The sequence below is a fragment of the Cryobacterium roopkundense genome, from assembly GCF_014200405.1.
GTDB classification, from domain to species: domain Bacteria; phylum Actinomycetota; class Actinomycetes; order Actinomycetales; family Microbacteriaceae; genus Cryobacterium; species Cryobacterium roopkundense.
Genome location: NZ_JACHBQ010000001.1, coordinates 771,456 through 786,043 on the forward strand (window position 1 = coordinate 771,456; position 14,588 = coordinate 786,043).

General features: G+C 63.5%; 17 protein-coding genes. 14 read left to right on the forward strand and 3 right to left on the reverse strand.

The genetic code is table 11. The annotated features are described in order from the left end of the window. Positions 1-32: 32 nt before the first annotated feature. On the reverse strand, positions 33-971 hold the full coding sequence (gene cysK / locus BJ997_RS03655; RefSeq protein WP_035837592.1) for a cysteine synthase A: 939 nt from the start codon (positions 969-971) through the stop codon (positions 33-35). A gap of 129 nt (positions 972-1,100) precedes the next feature. Here cysK and prmC point away from each other — a divergent pair, with 129 nt between their 5' ends. From prmC to BJ997_RS03725, 14 genes are all read left to right on the forward strand, one after another. After that, a complete protein-coding gene (gene prmC, locus BJ997_RS03660; protein WP_035837619.1) occupies positions 1,101-1,967 on the forward strand; it encodes a peptide chain release factor N(5)-glutamine methyltransferase in 867 nt (288 codons plus the stop codon). Between the two features lie 60 nt (positions 1,968-2,027). Further along, positions 2,028-2,783, forward strand: a complete 756-nt coding sequence (locus BJ997_RS03665; protein ID WP_035837594.1) for an L-threonylcarbamoyladenylate synthase — start codon at positions 2,028-2,030, stop codon at positions 2,781-2,783. 3 nt (positions 2,784-2,786) lie between these two features. Beyond that, positions 2,787-4,031 (forward strand): MraY family glycosyltransferase, encoded by a 1,245-nt coding sequence (locus BJ997_RS03670; RefSeq protein WP_035837621.1) that lies wholly within the window; start codon positions 2,787-2,789, stop codon positions 4,029-4,031. Beyond that, positions 4,028-4,525 carry a Cg1360 family ATP-synthase-associated protein gene (locus tag BJ997_RS03675; protein WP_084141338.1) on the forward strand — a complete coding sequence of 166 codons (498 nt, stop codon included), beginning with the start codon at positions 4,028-4,030 and terminating at the stop codon, positions 4,523-4,525. Before BJ997_RS03670 ends, BJ997_RS03675 begins: the two co-directional genes overlap by 4 nt. Before the next feature lie 169 nt (positions 4,526-4,694). Continuing rightward, positions 4,695-5,486 carry a F0F1 ATP synthase subunit A gene (gene atpB / locus BJ997_RS03680; protein WP_420827192.1) on the forward strand — a complete coding sequence of 264 codons (792 nt, stop codon included), beginning with the start codon at positions 4,695-4,697 and terminating at the stop codon, positions 5,484-5,486. Positions 5,487-5,535: 49 nt separating this feature from the next. Continuing rightward, positions 5,536-5,769, forward strand: coding sequence for an ATP synthase F0 subunit C (gene atpE / locus BJ997_RS03685; RefSeq protein WP_035837596.1), 234 nt, complete (start codon positions 5,536-5,538; stop codon positions 5,767-5,769). 30 nt (positions 5,770-5,799) lie between these two features. Beyond that, positions 5,800-6,366, forward strand: a complete 567-nt coding sequence (locus BJ997_RS03690) for a F0F1 ATP synthase subunit B (protein ID WP_035837625.1) — start codon at positions 5,800-5,802, stop codon at positions 6,364-6,366. A 3-nt stretch (positions 6,367-6,369) separates the two neighbouring features. Continuing rightward, positions 6,370-7,167: a F0F1 ATP synthase subunit delta gene (locus BJ997_RS03695; RefSeq protein ID WP_035837598.1), complete on the forward strand. Its 798-nt coding sequence runs from the start codon at positions 6,370-6,372 to the stop codon at positions 7,165-7,167. Between the two features lie 86 nt (positions 7,168-7,253). Next, entirely contained in the window at positions 7,254-8,891 is a 1,638-nt protein-coding gene (gene atpA / locus BJ997_RS03700; RefSeq protein ID WP_035837627.1) for a F0F1 ATP synthase subunit alpha, read from the forward strand. Between the two features lie 83 nt (positions 8,892-8,974). Beyond that, positions 8,975-9,877 (forward strand): F0F1 ATP synthase subunit gamma, encoded by a 903-nt coding sequence (locus BJ997_RS03705; protein WP_035837599.1) that lies wholly within the window; start codon positions 8,975-8,977, stop codon positions 9,875-9,877. A 17-nt stretch (positions 9,878-9,894) separates the two neighbouring features. Beyond that, positions 9,895-11,358 (forward strand): F0F1 ATP synthase subunit beta, encoded by a 1,464-nt coding sequence (gene atpD / locus BJ997_RS03710; protein ID WP_035837600.1) that lies wholly within the window; start codon positions 9,895-9,897, stop codon positions 11,356-11,358. A 2-nt stretch (positions 11,359-11,360) separates the two neighbouring features. Further along, positions 11,361-11,624 (forward strand): F0F1 ATP synthase subunit epsilon, encoded by a 264-nt coding sequence (locus BJ997_RS03715; protein WP_035837603.1) that lies wholly within the window; start codon positions 11,361-11,363, stop codon positions 11,622-11,624. 5 nt (positions 11,625-11,629) lie between these two features. Further along, on the forward strand, positions 11,630-12,409 hold the full coding sequence (locus BJ997_RS03720; RefSeq protein ID WP_035837605.1) for a YaaA family protein: 780 nt from the start codon (positions 11,630-11,632) through the stop codon (positions 12,407-12,409). Between the two features lie 35 nt (positions 12,410-12,444). Beyond that, on the forward strand, positions 12,445-13,443 hold the full coding sequence (locus tag BJ997_RS03725) for a malate dehydrogenase (protein ID WP_152602257.1): 999 nt from the start codon (positions 12,445-12,447) through the stop codon (positions 13,441-13,443). Positions 13,444-13,454: 11 nt separating this feature from the next. On the opposite strand, the gene BJ997_RS03730 is transcribed toward BJ997_RS03725, so the two are convergent. Both BJ997_RS03730 and BJ997_RS03735 read right to left on the reverse strand, forming a co-directional pair. Then, positions 13,455-14,060, reverse strand: a complete 606-nt coding sequence (locus BJ997_RS03730; RefSeq protein ID WP_052542410.1) for a DNA-3-methyladenine glycosylase I — start codon at positions 14,058-14,060, stop codon at positions 13,455-13,457. Next, complete coding sequence (locus tag BJ997_RS03735; protein WP_035837607.1) at positions 14,057-14,557, reverse strand: methylated-DNA--[protein]-cysteine S-methyltransferase; 501 nt, start codon at positions 14,555-14,557, stop codon at positions 14,057-14,059. Before BJ997_RS03735 ends, BJ997_RS03730 begins: the two co-directional genes overlap by 4 nt. Positions 14,558-14,588 lie beyond the last annotated feature (31 nt).

Genomic DNA, 14,588 nt, shown 5'->3' on the forward strand with positions numbered 1-14,588 from the left:
TCCCTGTTCCGTCCGTGCCTGTTCCCGGCGTCCTAGTCCAGTAGATCTTCGTAGAGCACTGTCGAAATGTAGCGCTCCCCGAATCCCGGAACGATCACGACGATGGTCTTGCCGGCGTTCTCGGGCAGCTTGGCCTGCTCGAGGGCGGCCCACACTGCGGCTCCACCGGAGATTCCGCCGAGGATGCCTTCCTGAGTGCCGAGCGCGCGGGCCGTGGCAAGCGAATCGGCCAGGGTGACGTCGGTGACCGAGTCGTAGACAGTGCGGTCGAGCGTTTCCGGCACGAAGTTGGCGCCGAGGCCCTGAATCTTGTGGGGGCCGGGCTTGCCACCGCTAAGGATGGGGGAGTCGATGGGTTCGACACCGACGACCACGACTGACGGTTTGCGCTCCTTGAGCAGCTGACCAGCTCCGCTGATGGTGCCGCCTGTGCCAATGCCGGCGACGAGGATGTCGACCGTGCCCTCGGTGTCGTCCCAGATCTCGACGCCTGTGGTTGCGCGGTGGATGGCAGGGTTGGCCGGGTTCTTGAACTGGTTAGCCAGGATCGCTCCGGGCGTGGCAGCAACGATGCTGTTCGCTGTCTCGACCGCGCCGCGCATGCCGTCGGCCCCGCTGGTCAGCACGATTTCGGCGCCGTAGGCGCGCATCATGACGCGACGTTCCTTACTCATGGTCTCGGGCATCGCGAGAACCACCTTGTAGCCCCGGGCCGCGCCCACCATTGCGAGGGCGATTCCGGTGTTGCCGCTCGTGGCCTCCACAATCGTGCCGCCCGGGAGCAGACTTCCGTCCGCTTCGGCGGCGTCGACGATGGCGACTCCGATGCGGTCCTTCACGCTGCTGGAGGGGTTGTAGAACTCGAGCTTGACCAGCACTGTCGCGTCGAGGCCGGACGTCAGGCGGTTGAGCTTGACGAGAGGGGTGCCTCCGACGGCTTTGGTGATGTCGGAATAGATAGGTCTGGGCATTCGGAGTCAACTTTCACTCGGGGGACAAGGCCAACTTCAGCCTACGGGCAGTGACGCGTTCAGGGGAGTGAGATAGATTCCACTGTGACCTTTCGCGTAACAGAGCCAACCAATCCCGACCGCCCGAGTATTCCGGGAGACGTCGATTCCCTTCGTGAACTGGTCATTGACCAGCTTGCCCTAGCCGGAATCGCTGACGCTGAGGTCGACGCCGACCTGCTGATCGGGCACGTGCTCGGCCAGAGCCGAGGCGAGGTTCAAGCCGCCGGAATCCTCCGTAAGCCGGTGAGCGAAACGGATGCCACTGCAGTACTCGTGCTCTCTGAGCGTCGCGCCCGTCGCGAACCGCTGCAGCACATTACGGGCCGCGCACCGTTCCGTGCGCTCAACCTCCTCGTCGGCCCCGGCGTCTTCGTGCCGCGACCCGAGACCGAACAGGTCGCCCAATTCGCGATCGACGCCCTGCGGTCGATGCCCGACCCGGCGCCGATCGGCATCGATCTTGGCACCGGGAGCGGTGCTATCGCCCTCTCCCTCGCTACCGAAGTCCCGCACGCGCGGGTCTTCGCGGTCGAGAATTCGCCGGAAGCCTTCGAGTGGACCAGCCGCAACTTCGCCGAGGTGGCTGCCCCGAACGCCACCCTCGCATTCGGTGATCTCGCCGACGCCTTCACCGAGCTCGATGGCACCGTCGCCGTCGTCATCTCGAATCCGCCGTACATTCCAGCGGATGCCATTCCCCGTGACCCGGAGGTGCGCCTGTTTGATCCCGCCCATGCATTGTTCGGCGGCGCCGATGGACTTGACGTGGTGCGACACGTCTCCACGACGGCGCTGCGGCTCCTTCGTGCCGGTGGAGTGCTGGTGATCGAGCACGGCGAACTGCAGGGCGGCGCCATCCGTGCCATCCTCACGGCGGACGGCTGGCGCGCGCCAGCCACGCACCGCGACTTCACGAGTCGCGACCGTGCCACGACGGCCATTCGGAACGTCTAGAAGGGTTCCGTCGCGTGCCGCCCGTCGGCTCACAGGGGGGCTCCGCTACAATTGTCGGAAATGACACGCATCTATAATTGCTCGGTCGAAGCGGATTACGCTGCCGGCATGAGAATGGCCCTCTCGGCGATCGGCCGCAGCGCTCTCGTCGTCATACCCACTGACACCGTCTACGGCATCGCCGCGGACGCCTTCAGCCCAGGGGCAGTCCAGAATCTTCTGGATGCGAAGGGGCGCGACCGCACCTCGCCGCCGCCTGTGCTCATTCCCGGCGTCTCCACGATGGATGCCCTCGCCATCGATATCCCGCAACCGGTGCGGGACCTGGTTGCCGAGTTCTGGCCAGGCGGACTGACCGTCATTCTGAACGCGCAGCCGTCACTCGTCTGGGATCTGGGTGAGACCCGCGGCACCGTGGCGCTTCGCATGCCGAGCAACCCCGTTGCCCTGGACATTCTGAAGGAGACCGGCCCCCTGGCCGTGTCTTCGGCCAACCTGAGCGGCCAGCCTGCCGCCGTCGACGCCCAGGCGGCCGAGGCCGCTCTCGGCGATAAGGTCGCCGTCTACCTCGACGGCGGAGTATCAGGAGAGGGCGCTGCCTCGACGATCGTCGACGCTACGGCCTTCGAGTCCAACGGCGGCATGCTGCACATCGTTCGCCACGGCGTGATTTCCCGGGCGGCCATCGAAGCCGTGATCGGCGAGGCGCTCGAGCCCGAGCCCGGGCCGCCAGCCGCGCCCTCGCCTGAGCCGTCGCTGGACGCAGAGACGGCTGCCGCACCGGCGCCCGACGTCGACTCCAATGGGCGCGACTGATCCATGACTCTCTTCATGCTGATCGCCCTTGTCTCGGCGCTGGTGACCTTCGGGCTGTCGATCGTGGTCTACAAGCTCAGCCATCGTTACCAGCTGTATCCGAAGATTCGGGACAGAGACGTGCACACACGTCCGACCCCCCGCCTCGGCGGTATTGCGATGTTCCTCGGCATCATGGTGGCCTTCGGGGTGGCCTACCTCGCATCTTCACAGTTCCCGCCCCTACAGCTCGTCTTCGCCGACCCGCAACAGATCCTCGCCATTCTCGGTGCCGCCCTCTTGATCGTGCTGGTCGGAGTCGCCGATGACGTCTGGGACCTCGACTGGATGACGAAACTCGCCGGTCAGTTCATCGCCGCCGGCCTCGTAGCGTGGCAGGGCGTGCAGATATACTCCCTGCCGATCGGCGGGCTGACGGTCGGTTCCGGCTGGATGTCCATAGTCTTCACAGTCGTGGCGATCGTGGTCGTGATGAACATGATCAACTTCATCGACGGGCTCGACGGGCTTGTCACGGGCGTGGCGCTGATCGCCAACGGGGTGTTCTTCTTTTACAGCTATCTGCTGGTGCGCGACACCTCTCCCACCAACTACTTCAACCTCGCGTCGCTTATCGCCGCCATTCTCGTGGGAGCCTGCGTGGGCTTCCTTCCGCTCAACTGGCACCCAGCGAAGATGTTCATGGGAGACGCCGGAGCGCTGCTCGTGGGGTTGCTGATGGCCACCTCCGCAATTGCCATCACCGGACAGATCGACCCGACTGCGGTGAACCGCTCACAGCTCTTTCCGGCGTTCATCCCGATTCTGCTGCCGGTCGCCATCCTGATCATCCCGCTGCTCGACTTCGGACTGGCCGTCTTCCGCCGGGTGCGGGCCGGAAAGTCTCCGTTCAGCGCGGACCGCAAGCATCTGCACCACCGTCTGCTCGACATGGGCCACTCCCACCTGCATGCCGTCCTCATCTTCTACGGCTGGACGGCCGCGGCATCCGTGGGCTGCCTGCTCTACTTCGTGCTGCCGGTCTATCTGGGCCTGCCCACCTGGTACGCCACCGTCTTCCTCGTGGTCTCGCTCCTCACCTGCACGCTCGTGACCCTGGCCCCGCTCAGCCGCCGTAAGGCCGAGGAGATGGCCAGCCAGCTGTCGCCGAACACCGCCCCCCATACCGAAGAAATAGCCCAACTCGACCCTCTCGATGAGGCCGCGCAGGCGCAACAGACCCCACAGACCGCCGAGGAGATCGCATGACACTGCCAGCCACCCCCACACCGCCCACCCAATTTGTGCCGCCTGCCCAGCCGACGTCCATCCCCATCCTCAAGCGGATCCTCGTGTACGGGGGCTTCCTCGCCCTGGCCATCGCCCTCGTGGGCGCGACCGTCGGCGGACTCGTCGACGGCTGGATCGGCATCGTGAGCGCCCTGGTGGGTACGGCCATGGCCGTCGTTTTCATGGGCATCACAGCCGGCAGTATCCTCCTCGCCAATCGCTATGCCGGGCGAGAGGCCGCCATCGGCGCATTCTTCGGTATCGTGATGGGCGGCTGGCTGCTGAAATTCGTGGTCTTTCTGGTGCTCATGGTGCTGCTGCGTGACCAGCCGTGGATCTCGCCGGTGGTGCTTTTCCTGAGCATCATCGCTGGCGTCGTCGGCTCGCTCGTGGTCGATGCCGTCGTGGTGATGAAGAGCCGCATGAGCTACGTGAGCGATGTCACGCTTCCACCTGCCCCCGCAGACGAGTGACAGCCCGCTCTCGATTCGGTTCAGAGCCGGATTTCCGCTAGAGTAGGCAGCGATCCCCCCGGTTTGCAGCTCTTCTACAGCGTCGTAAACCTGTCCCACATTCGTCGATGCGCGAGCAGAGCTCACCGCCCCGAAACAGGAGAAAGCGCTGCTAAAAATCGCCGTAAACCTGCTGGTCCCGTCTGCAACTGACGACGGCGGCTTCAATGGTCCAACCATCAATGAGTTCTTCCCTGATGTGATCTTCTTCGCGGATACTCCGTTCGAGATGAACCGAATCATCCTCATCCGCTTTCTTGCGGTAGCGGTCTTGATTCTGTTGTTCTGGCTCGGTACCCGCCGCATGAAGATCATTCCGACCCGTATGCAGAGCTTGGCCGAAATGGGCCTGGACTTCGTGCGAGTCAACATCGCGGAGGATCTCCTCGGAAAGAAAGACGGCAGGCGTTTCCTGCCGCTGCTCACGACCATTTTCTTCATGGTCCTGTTCATGAACATCACGGGAATCATTCCGTTCCTGAATATCGCCGGAACCTCGGTGATTGGAGTGCCGCTGCTTCTCGGTGTCATCTCCTACGGAACGTTCATCTACGCCGGCGTCAAAAAGAGCCCGGCGAAGTTCTTCCGTAACTCGCTCTTCCCGCCCGGTGTTCCGCCGGCGCTGTACATCATCGTGACGCCGATTGAGTTCATCTCCACGTTCCTCATTCGTCCGGTCACCCTGACGCTTCGACTCATGATGAACATGATCGTCGGACACTTGCTGTTGGTGCTGTTCTTCAGCGCAACGCAGTTCTTCTTCTTCACGGCAGACGGAGGCTTCAAACTCTTCGGAGCGGGAACCCTCGTCTTCGGTTTCGCGTTCACTCTCTTCGAGATCCTGATCGCTGTGCTGCAGGCCTACATTTTTGCCCTACTTACCGCCGTCTACATCCAGCTAGCGCTGGCTGAGGAACACTAGACATCGAATCCGGCACTCGCCGCATTCACCCCTACGGAAGGAAACAAACGTGGACGCAACTACCGTTCTCGCGGAAATCAACGGCAACATCGCGACTGTCGGTTATGGCCTCGCAGCCATCGGCCCGGCAATCGGCGTGGGTATCGTCGTCGGAAAGACCATTGAGGGTGTTGCTCGTCAGCCCGAGCTGGCCGGCCGTCTCCAGGTTCTGATGTACATCGGTATCGCTTTCACCGAGGCGCTCGCCTTCATCGGTATCGCAACCTACTTCATCTTCGTTTAGTCCTCTTTACTACTTGAGTTAGGAGGCATGATGCTTCACGCAGTAATTGCAGCCGCCGCCGAGGGGGAGGCGCAGAACCCGCTCATCCCGGCCGTCTACGACATCATCTGGTCAGCGGTCTGCTTTGTCGTGATTTTGTTCTTCTTCTGGAAGTACGCACTTCCGAAGATGCAGACGCTTCTTGACGACCGTGCAGAGGCCATCGAGGGCAATATCGCCAAGGCAGACGACGCCCAGCGCAAGGCCGAAGCTGCTCTCGAGCAGTACACGGCCCAGCTTGCTGATGCTCGTGCAGAGGCAGGACACATCCGTGAACAGGCACGTTCCGATGGCCAGCGCATAGTCGCTGAGCACAAGGACCAGGCCGTCTCTGAGGCAGCTCGCGTCACCGCAAGCGCCAAGGCTCAGATTGAAGCCGAACGTCAGGCAGCAGTCGTTTCGCTTCGCAGCGAGGTCGGCACGCTGGCCATCGACTTGGCCTCAGGAGTCATCGGCGAGAGCCTGACCGACGACGCCAAGGCAAGTGCCATCGTTGATCGCTTCCTCGCTGAACTTGAAGCCTCGGAGAACACTGCTGTGCCGGCAGGGAAGAAGTAATCAATGGGAAGCGCCACCAGAGAAGCATTGGCATCATCGAGAACGGCTTTGGCCGGCTCGATAGGCACGATCGATCTGGCGACGGGCGAGAGCCTGTTCAAGGCCGGTCGCGTCGTGGGTGCCTCGTCGCAGCTGCTGTCCGCGCTGGCTGACCCGGCCGCATCCGCTGCGGCCAAGGTCACGCTCGTAAAGGCGGTCTTCGGCCAGGCCACTACACCGTTGGCACTAGACCTCCTGGGGTCTGTCGTTGCTGAGCGGTGGTCCAACCACGGTGACCTGCTGGCTGGAATTGAAGACCTGGGGCTGCGGGCAACCGCGATTTCAGCTCCGTCTTCTGTATCCATTGAAGCCGAACTGTTTGCCTTCGGCACTGCGGTGTCGTCCGATGCCGAGCTGGAGTTGGCTCTGGCCAGCAAGCTGGGCCTTCCGACGGCTAAGGCCGGACTGGTCGAAAAGCTTCTCGCTGGCAAGGTATCGCCGCAGACGCTGACGATCGTTCGTCACCTGGTCCAGCAGCCTCGCGGCCGCCGGATCGGTGAGCTCCTGCGTCACGCTGCGGCCGTCGTCGCAGACCAGGCCGGAACGTCCATCGCCACCATTACGTCCGCCGGTGCCTTGGCGCCGGCTCAGCTCGATCGGCTCACGAAGAGCCTCTCCGACCGGTACGGACGCCGCCTCAGCATCAACCTGGTCGTTGACCCGGCTGTTGTCGGTGGCGTGCGCGTACAGATCGGCGATGACGTCATTGACGGCAGCATCGCTACCCGTCTCGCGGACCTGAGACTCCAGCTCGCCCGCTGACCGTCAGGTCGGCACCACACAAACCTCGAGACGGCAGCGTTTCACACAGCTAACACCTGTACAACCAGTACAGAAAAGGGAAGATGATGGCAGAACTAACGATCAGCCCCGATGAGATCCGCGACGCTCTCCAGGACTTCGTCAAGTCCTATGAGCCGAACAAGACCTCCACCACCGAGGTCGGCTACGTCACCACCGCAGGCGATGGCATCGCCCACGTAGAGGGACTGCCTGGCGTGATGGCCAACGAGCTCATCAAATTCGCAGACGGCACCTTGGGCCTCGCCCAGAACCTCGATGAAGATGAGATCGGCGTCGTCGTACTCGGCGAGTTCGCCGGCATCGTTGAGGGCATGGAGGTGCACCGCACCGGCGAGGTCCTCTCCGTTCCCGTTGGAGATGGCTACCTCGGACGTGTCGTCGACCCGCTCGGCGCACCCATCGACGGACTCGGCGAGATCGCAACCGAGGGTCGTCGTGCACTCGAACTGCAGGCTCCCGGCGTCATGGACCGCAAGAGCGTGCACGAGCCGATGCAGACCGGCATCAAGGCCATTGACGCCATGATCCCGATCGGCCGCGGCCAGCGCCAGCTCATCATCGGTGACCGCCAGACCGGCAAGACGGCCATTGCGATCGACACCATCATCAACCAGAAGGCCAACTGGGAGTCCGGCGACACGAACAAGCAGGTTCGCTGCATCTACGTCGCCATCGGCCAAAAGGGCTCCACCATCGCTTCGGTGAAGGGTGCGCTCGAGGATGCCGGAGCGATGGAGTACACGACCATCGTCGCCGCTCCGGCGTCTGACCCTGCCGGCTTCAAGTACCTCGCCCCGTACACCGGTTCGGCCATTGGCCAGCACTGGATGTACGCCGGCAAGCACGTACTCATCGTCTTCGATGACCTGTCCAAGCAGGCAGAGGCCTACCGCGCCGTTTCGCTGCTTCTTCGTCGTCCGCCGGGACGCGAGGCATACCCCGGCGACGTGTTCTACCTGCACTCCCGCCTGCTCGAGCGTTGCGCCAAGCTGTCCGACGCCCTCGGCGCCGGTTCGATGACCGGCCTTCCGATCATCGAGACCAAGGCCAACGACGTTGCAGCGTACATTCCGACCAACGTGATCTCGATCACCGACGGCCAGATCTTCCTGCAGTCCGACCTCTTCAACGCCAACCAGCGTCCTGCTGTCGACGTGGGAATCTCGGTTTCACGAGTCGGTGGAGACGCCCAGGTCAAGTCGATCAAGAAGGTTTCCGGAACGCTCAAGCTTGAGCTCGCACAGTACCGTTCTCTAGAGGCCTTCGCGATGTTCGCATCTGACCTCGACGCGACGAGCCGTCGCCAGCTCGCACGTGGTGCCCGCCTCACCGAGCTGCTGCGTCAGCCGCAGTACTCGCCGTATCCGGTCGAAGACCAGGTCGTGTCGATCTGGGCCGGCATCAACGGCAAGCTCGATGAGGTTCCGGTTCCCGACGTGTTGCGTTTCGAACGCGAACTGCTGGACTTCCTCGGTCGTAACACGACCGTGCTGTCGACCCTGCGCGAGACGAACGTTCTCACCGACGACACCGTCGCCAGCCTGTCGAGTGAAATCGACAAGTTCAAGCTTGAATTCCAGACGGGCGAGGGCAAGCCCCTCGCATCCGTGGGCAGCGAAAAGTTCGAGGCCATCGGCGTCGAGGAAGTCACCCAGGAAAAGATCGTCAAGCACCGCCGCTAAAGCGCGCCGCCCGATTAGTCGACGGGCTCGACCTTGACGTCGAGCCCGTCGAGACACGATCACCGAAAGGAAAGCTGAGACACATGGGAGCGCAACTTCGCGTCTACCGGCAGAAAATCAAGTCTGCCCAGACGACTAAGAAGATCACTCGGGCCATGGAGCTGATCTCCGCCTCGCGCATTCAAAAGGCGCAGGCGCGGGTCGCTGCGTCAACCCCGTATTCACGCGCGGTCACCCGCGCCGTATCCGCGGTGGCTACGTACTCGAACGTGGAGCACGTACTCACCACCGAACCGGAGAAGATCGAGCGCGCCGCGGTCGTCATCTTCGCCTCTGACCGCGGCCTGGCCGGCGCGTTCAGCTCCCAGGTGCTGCGCGAGGCGGAGTCGCTGAGCGAACTGCTGCGCTCCCAGGGCAAGGAAATCTCCTACTTCCTCATCGGTCGTAAGGCGATTGCTTACTTCGCATTCCGCAACCGCGCTTCCGAGCGTGTGTGGACCGGCGGAACCGACCAGCCGCAGTTCGAAACGGCGAAGGAAATCGGCGAAGCACTGCTCGAGACCTTCCTGCGTGACTACAGCGACGGCGGCGTCGACGAGATCCACATCGTGTACAACCGCTTCGTGAGCATGGTCACCCAGGTTCCCGAGGTTGTTCGCCTGCTTCCCCTCGAGGTCGTCGAGGGTGTGGAGGAACCGGGCGACAGCAAGGTTCTGCCCCTGTACGAGTTCGAGCCTGATGTCGAAACCGTGCTTGACAGCCTGCTGCCGGTGTACATCGAGAGTCGCCTGTTCAACGCCATGTTGCAGTCGGCCGCTTCGGAGCACGCCAGCCGTCAGAAGGCCATGAAGTCGGCCAGCGACAACGCCGACAAGCTCATCACGGACTACACGCGCCTGTCCAACAACGCTCGCCAGTCCGAGATCACCCAGCAGATTTCCGAGATCGTGGGTGGAGCCGATGCGCTCTCATCCGCCAAGAAGTAACCAGAGAAGAGAGAGCAATGACTGACACCGCAACCGCGCCAGTCCGCGCGGAGGATACGGCCGGCTCTGTTGGCCGTATCGCACGCGTCACCGGCCCCGTTGTCGACATCGAGTTTCCGCACGACTCGATCCCCGGCATGTACAACGCCCTGAAGACCACGATCACCGTCGGTGGTGAGACCACCGAGATCACCCTCGAGGTCGCACTGCACCTCGGTGACGACCTGATTCGCGCCATCGCGCTGAACCCGACCGACGGACTCGTTCGCGGCCAGGAAGTTCGCGACACCGGCACGCCCATCACGGTTCCGGTCGGAAACGTCACCAAGGGCAAGGTCTTCAACGTCATCGGAGATGTGCTCAATGCTGCTCCCGGCGAGAAGATCGAGATCACGGAGCGCTGGCCCATCCACCGCAAGCCGCCGCCCTTCGACCAGCTGGAGTCCAAGACCCAGCTGTTCGAGACCGGCATCAAGGTCATCGACCTTCTCACGCCGTATGTTCTCGGTGGAAAGATCGGCCTCTTCGGCGGAGCGGGCGTCGGCAAGACCGTTTTGATCCAGGAAATGATCCAGCGTGTTGCGCAGGACCACGGTGGAGTATCGGTGTTCGCCGGTGTTGGTGAGCGTACCCGTGAGGGCAACGACCTCATCGCCGAGATGGAGGAAGCGGGTGTCTTCGACAAGACGGCCCTAGTCTTCGGCCAGATGGACGAGCCGCCGGGAACGCGTCTTCGCGTTGCACTCTCCGCCCTCACGATGGCTGAGTACTTCCGCGACGTGGAGAAGCAGGACGTGTTGCTCTTCATCGACAACATCTTCCGCTTCACCCAGGCCGGTTCAGAGGTCTCCACGCTGCTCGGCCGTATGCCGTCCGCAGTGGGATACCAGCCGAACCTCGCCGACGAGATGGGCATCCTGCAGGAGCGCATCACCTCGACCCGTGGACACTCGATCACCTCCCTCCAGGCGATCTACGTCCCCGCCGACGACTACACCGACCCGGCACCGGCGACCACGTTCGCCCACCTCGACGCCACGACCGAGCTGTCGCGTGAGATCGCGTCGAAGGGCCTGTACCCGGCCGTCGACCCGTTGACCTCGACCAGCCGTATCCTCGACCCCCGCTACCTGGGTGCCGATCACTACAACACGGCCGTTCGTGTCAAGGCGATTCTGCAGAAGAACAAGGAACTCCAGGAGATCATCGCGATCCTCGGTGTTGACGAGCTCTCTGAAGAGGACAAGGTCACGGTATCCCGTGCACGTCGTATCCAGCAGTTCCTGAGCCAGAACACGTACATGGCCAAGAAGTTCACCGGTGTCGAGGGCTCCACGGTTCCGCTCAAGGACACCATCGAGTCGTTCACGGCAATCGCCAACGGTGACTTCGACCACGTGGCTGAGCAGGCCTTCTTCAACGTCGGTGGCATCAACGACGTGGAAGAGAAGTGGGCTCAGATTCAGAAGGAGAACGGCTAAGAATGGCTTCTCCGTTGAGCGTCAGCGTTGTCTCGGCCGACCAGCAGGTCTGGACCGGTGAGGCGACCATGGTCGTCGCGCGCACTGTGGAAGGCCAGATCGGTATTCTGGCCGGCCACGAGCCCATGCTGGCGATCCTCGCCGAGGGTGAAGTTCGCGTCACCCTCGCCGACGGATCGAAGGTAGTGGCCGAAGCTGCCGACGGATTCCTGTCCGTCGACAACGACATCGTCACCATCGTCGCCCGCCAGGCGGCACTCGTTTAGTTCGCATGCTGGTACTGCTTCCGCCGTCGGAGACGAAACGCTCCGGCGGCGAAGCTGTACCCCTGGACTGGGATACTCTGGCTTATTCCTCGCTGGGCCCGGCCCGGCGTAAGCTCTCTCGTGCTCTGGTCAGCCTGAGCAGGCATCCGGATGCCGCCATGACCGCCCTCAAACTCGGCCGTACGCAGTCTGCGGAGGTCGACAGGAACCGGGTACTGCTCGCGTCGGAAACGATGCCGGCACTCGACCGTTACACTGGGGTCGTCTACGACGCCGTGGACGCCGCGTCCCTGTCTCAGGCTGAGCGCCAGTTCGCCCATGAGCACGTCGCGATCCATTCAGCCCTGTTCGGCCCCGTTGCCGCGCTCGATGCGATTCCCGCCTATCGGTTGTCTCACGATTCCCGTGTGCCGGAGTTGGCGCTCAAGACGCACTGGGCGCTTCCCGTGACTGCAGTGTTGAAAAAGACTCCAGGGCTGGTCCTCGATCTGCGCTCAGAGGCCTACGTGGCTCTAGGGGCGGCACCCGCGCGCGCAGAGTCAGTTTTCCTGCGCGTCGTGACCGATGTCGACGGACGTACCCGCGCCCTCAACCACTTCAACAAGAAGTCCAAGGGCCAGTTCGTGCGCGCGCTCCTGCAGAACGGCCAGAGCTTTGCGAGCGTCGATGAGCTGACGGGCTGGGCTCGATCCATTGGGGTCACGCTGCGGCCGGGAGCAGCCGGGGAGCTTGAACTCGTCGTGGACGCGAGCGTTCCGGCGCCCCTGTTCACGATCTTCTCCTGAAGTTTCTCATCGGGCGGTCCGAATTTCGCTAGGGTGTGAGCGTGCCCACACCAGCCAGAAATGTCACCGTAACCGGCGCAGGCGGACAGATCGGTTACGCGCTGCTCTTTCGCATCGCGTCCGGTCAGCTCCTCGGCCCCGATGTTCCGATCACCCTTCGTCTCCTGGAGATTCCGCAGGGACTCAACGCCGCTGAGGGCGCGGCGCTTGAGCTGCATGATGGGGCGTTCCCGCTGTTGAGGTCCGTTGAGGTGACCGATGACGCGACACGCGCCTTTGAGGGCGTCAACGTGGCGCTGCTCGTGGGTTCCCGACCGCGCGGCCCCGGTATGGAGCGCGCCGACCTGCTCGAAGCAAATGGGCGGATCTTCGGCCCGCAGGGCCGAGCGCTGAATGCCGGAGCCGCGGACGACGTTCGTGTTCTCGTCGTGGGCAACCCCGCGAACACGAACGCGCTGATCGCCGCAGCCCATGCCCCCGACGTGCCACGCGAACGGTTCACGGCGATGACACGGCTCGACCACAACCGCGGAGTCGCCCAGTTGGCGGCGCACCTTGAGACGCCGGTTTCCTCGGTGGCCGGCCTGACAATCTGGGGCAACCACTCCGCCACGCAGTACCCTGACGTGTTCCACGCCACCGTCGATGGAAGGCCGGTGAACGACCTCGTCGACGAGACCTGGCTCACCCAGACGTTCATCCCGAGGGTGGCGAACCGGGGCTCCGAGATCATCCGCGTGCGCGGCGGCTCCTCCGTGGCATCCGCTGCCAACGCCGCTCTCGACCACGTCTTCGACTGGGTCAACGGCACCGGAGACGCCTGGACGAGCGCCGCGGTGGCTTCGGACGGGTCCTACGGAGTACCGGACGGGCTGGTGTGCTCGTTTCCCGTTCGGTCCGTCGACGGGCACTGGCGCATCGTCCAGGGACTCGAGATCGATTCGTTCTCCCGTGCCCGCATCGACGCATCCGTTGCCGAGCTCATCGACGAGCGAGATGCCGTGCGCACGCTGGGGCTGGTGCCGCAGCCATAGCGGTGGGCGAGCTAGAACGCGCGGTGGCACCCGGCGAGGTGATCGTCGACGAGTCCGGCGGACTGCATGAGTGCGTACATCGTGGTGGGACCTACGAAGCTGTAACCGCGGCGGCGGAGCTCTGTGCTCAACGCGGTCGATTCCGCAGTGATCGCCGGGATGTCCGCGTAGGTGAGCGGGCGAGCGTGGGGCGTCGTCGGTGCGAAGCCCCAGATCAGTTCGGAGAGGCTCTCGCCGTTCGCCTGGATTTCCAGGGTTGCCCTGGCGTTGCCGAGCGTCGCCAGGATTTTGCCGCGGTGACGGATGATGCGGGCATCGCTCACGAGGCGTTCGACGTCTGCCGCGGTCATATCGGCCACCCGTTGCACGGCGAAGCCGTGGAACACCTCGCGGAAGACCGGGCGCCGGCGCAGGATGGTGATCCAGGAGAGCCCGGCCTGGAACCCTTCGAGGCAAACCTTTTCGAACAGGCGCTCCTCGTCGTGGAGGGGACGACCCCATTCCTCGTCGTGGTATCGCTGGTACTCCGGGTCGGTGCCCACCCACCCACAGCGCGTCACACCGTCGTCGCCCACGGCGAGGAAGGGATTGGGGACCGCCGGTGTCGGTTGTGTCATACGCGATGCTCGATTCCTTCGTGGTCGAGAAGCCAGGCCTTGGTGGGAATACCGGCCCCGCCGCTGTACCCCGTGATGCGGCCGTTCGTGGCGAGCACGCGGTGGCACCCCACGATGATGGGCACCGGGTTCGCACCGACAGCACCGCCGATAGCGCGACCGGAACCGGGCCGGCCAATCGCTGAGCCGAGGTCACCGTACGAGATAACCTCGCCGAACGCGAGGCCCTCGAGCCCGTGCCAGACGCTCTGCTGAAACTCTGTTCCTGCCCCGAGATGCACGGGAAGGTCGAAGGACGTGCGCGATCCGGCGAAATACTCGCCGAGCTGCTGTGCGGCCTTCCGCAGCACGGGGGAGGGGTGTTCGGGAGTCTCCTCGAGCGGCAGGTGGCCGTTGTTCTCGATGGACAGGGACAGGATGCCGGCGGCGTCGGCGGTGATCTCCAACCGGCCGATGGGGCTGGCCAGACGGATCAGCGAGGTTTCTGAAGTGGTCATATTCCGACTTTAGCTTCGACTTTCACGGGCC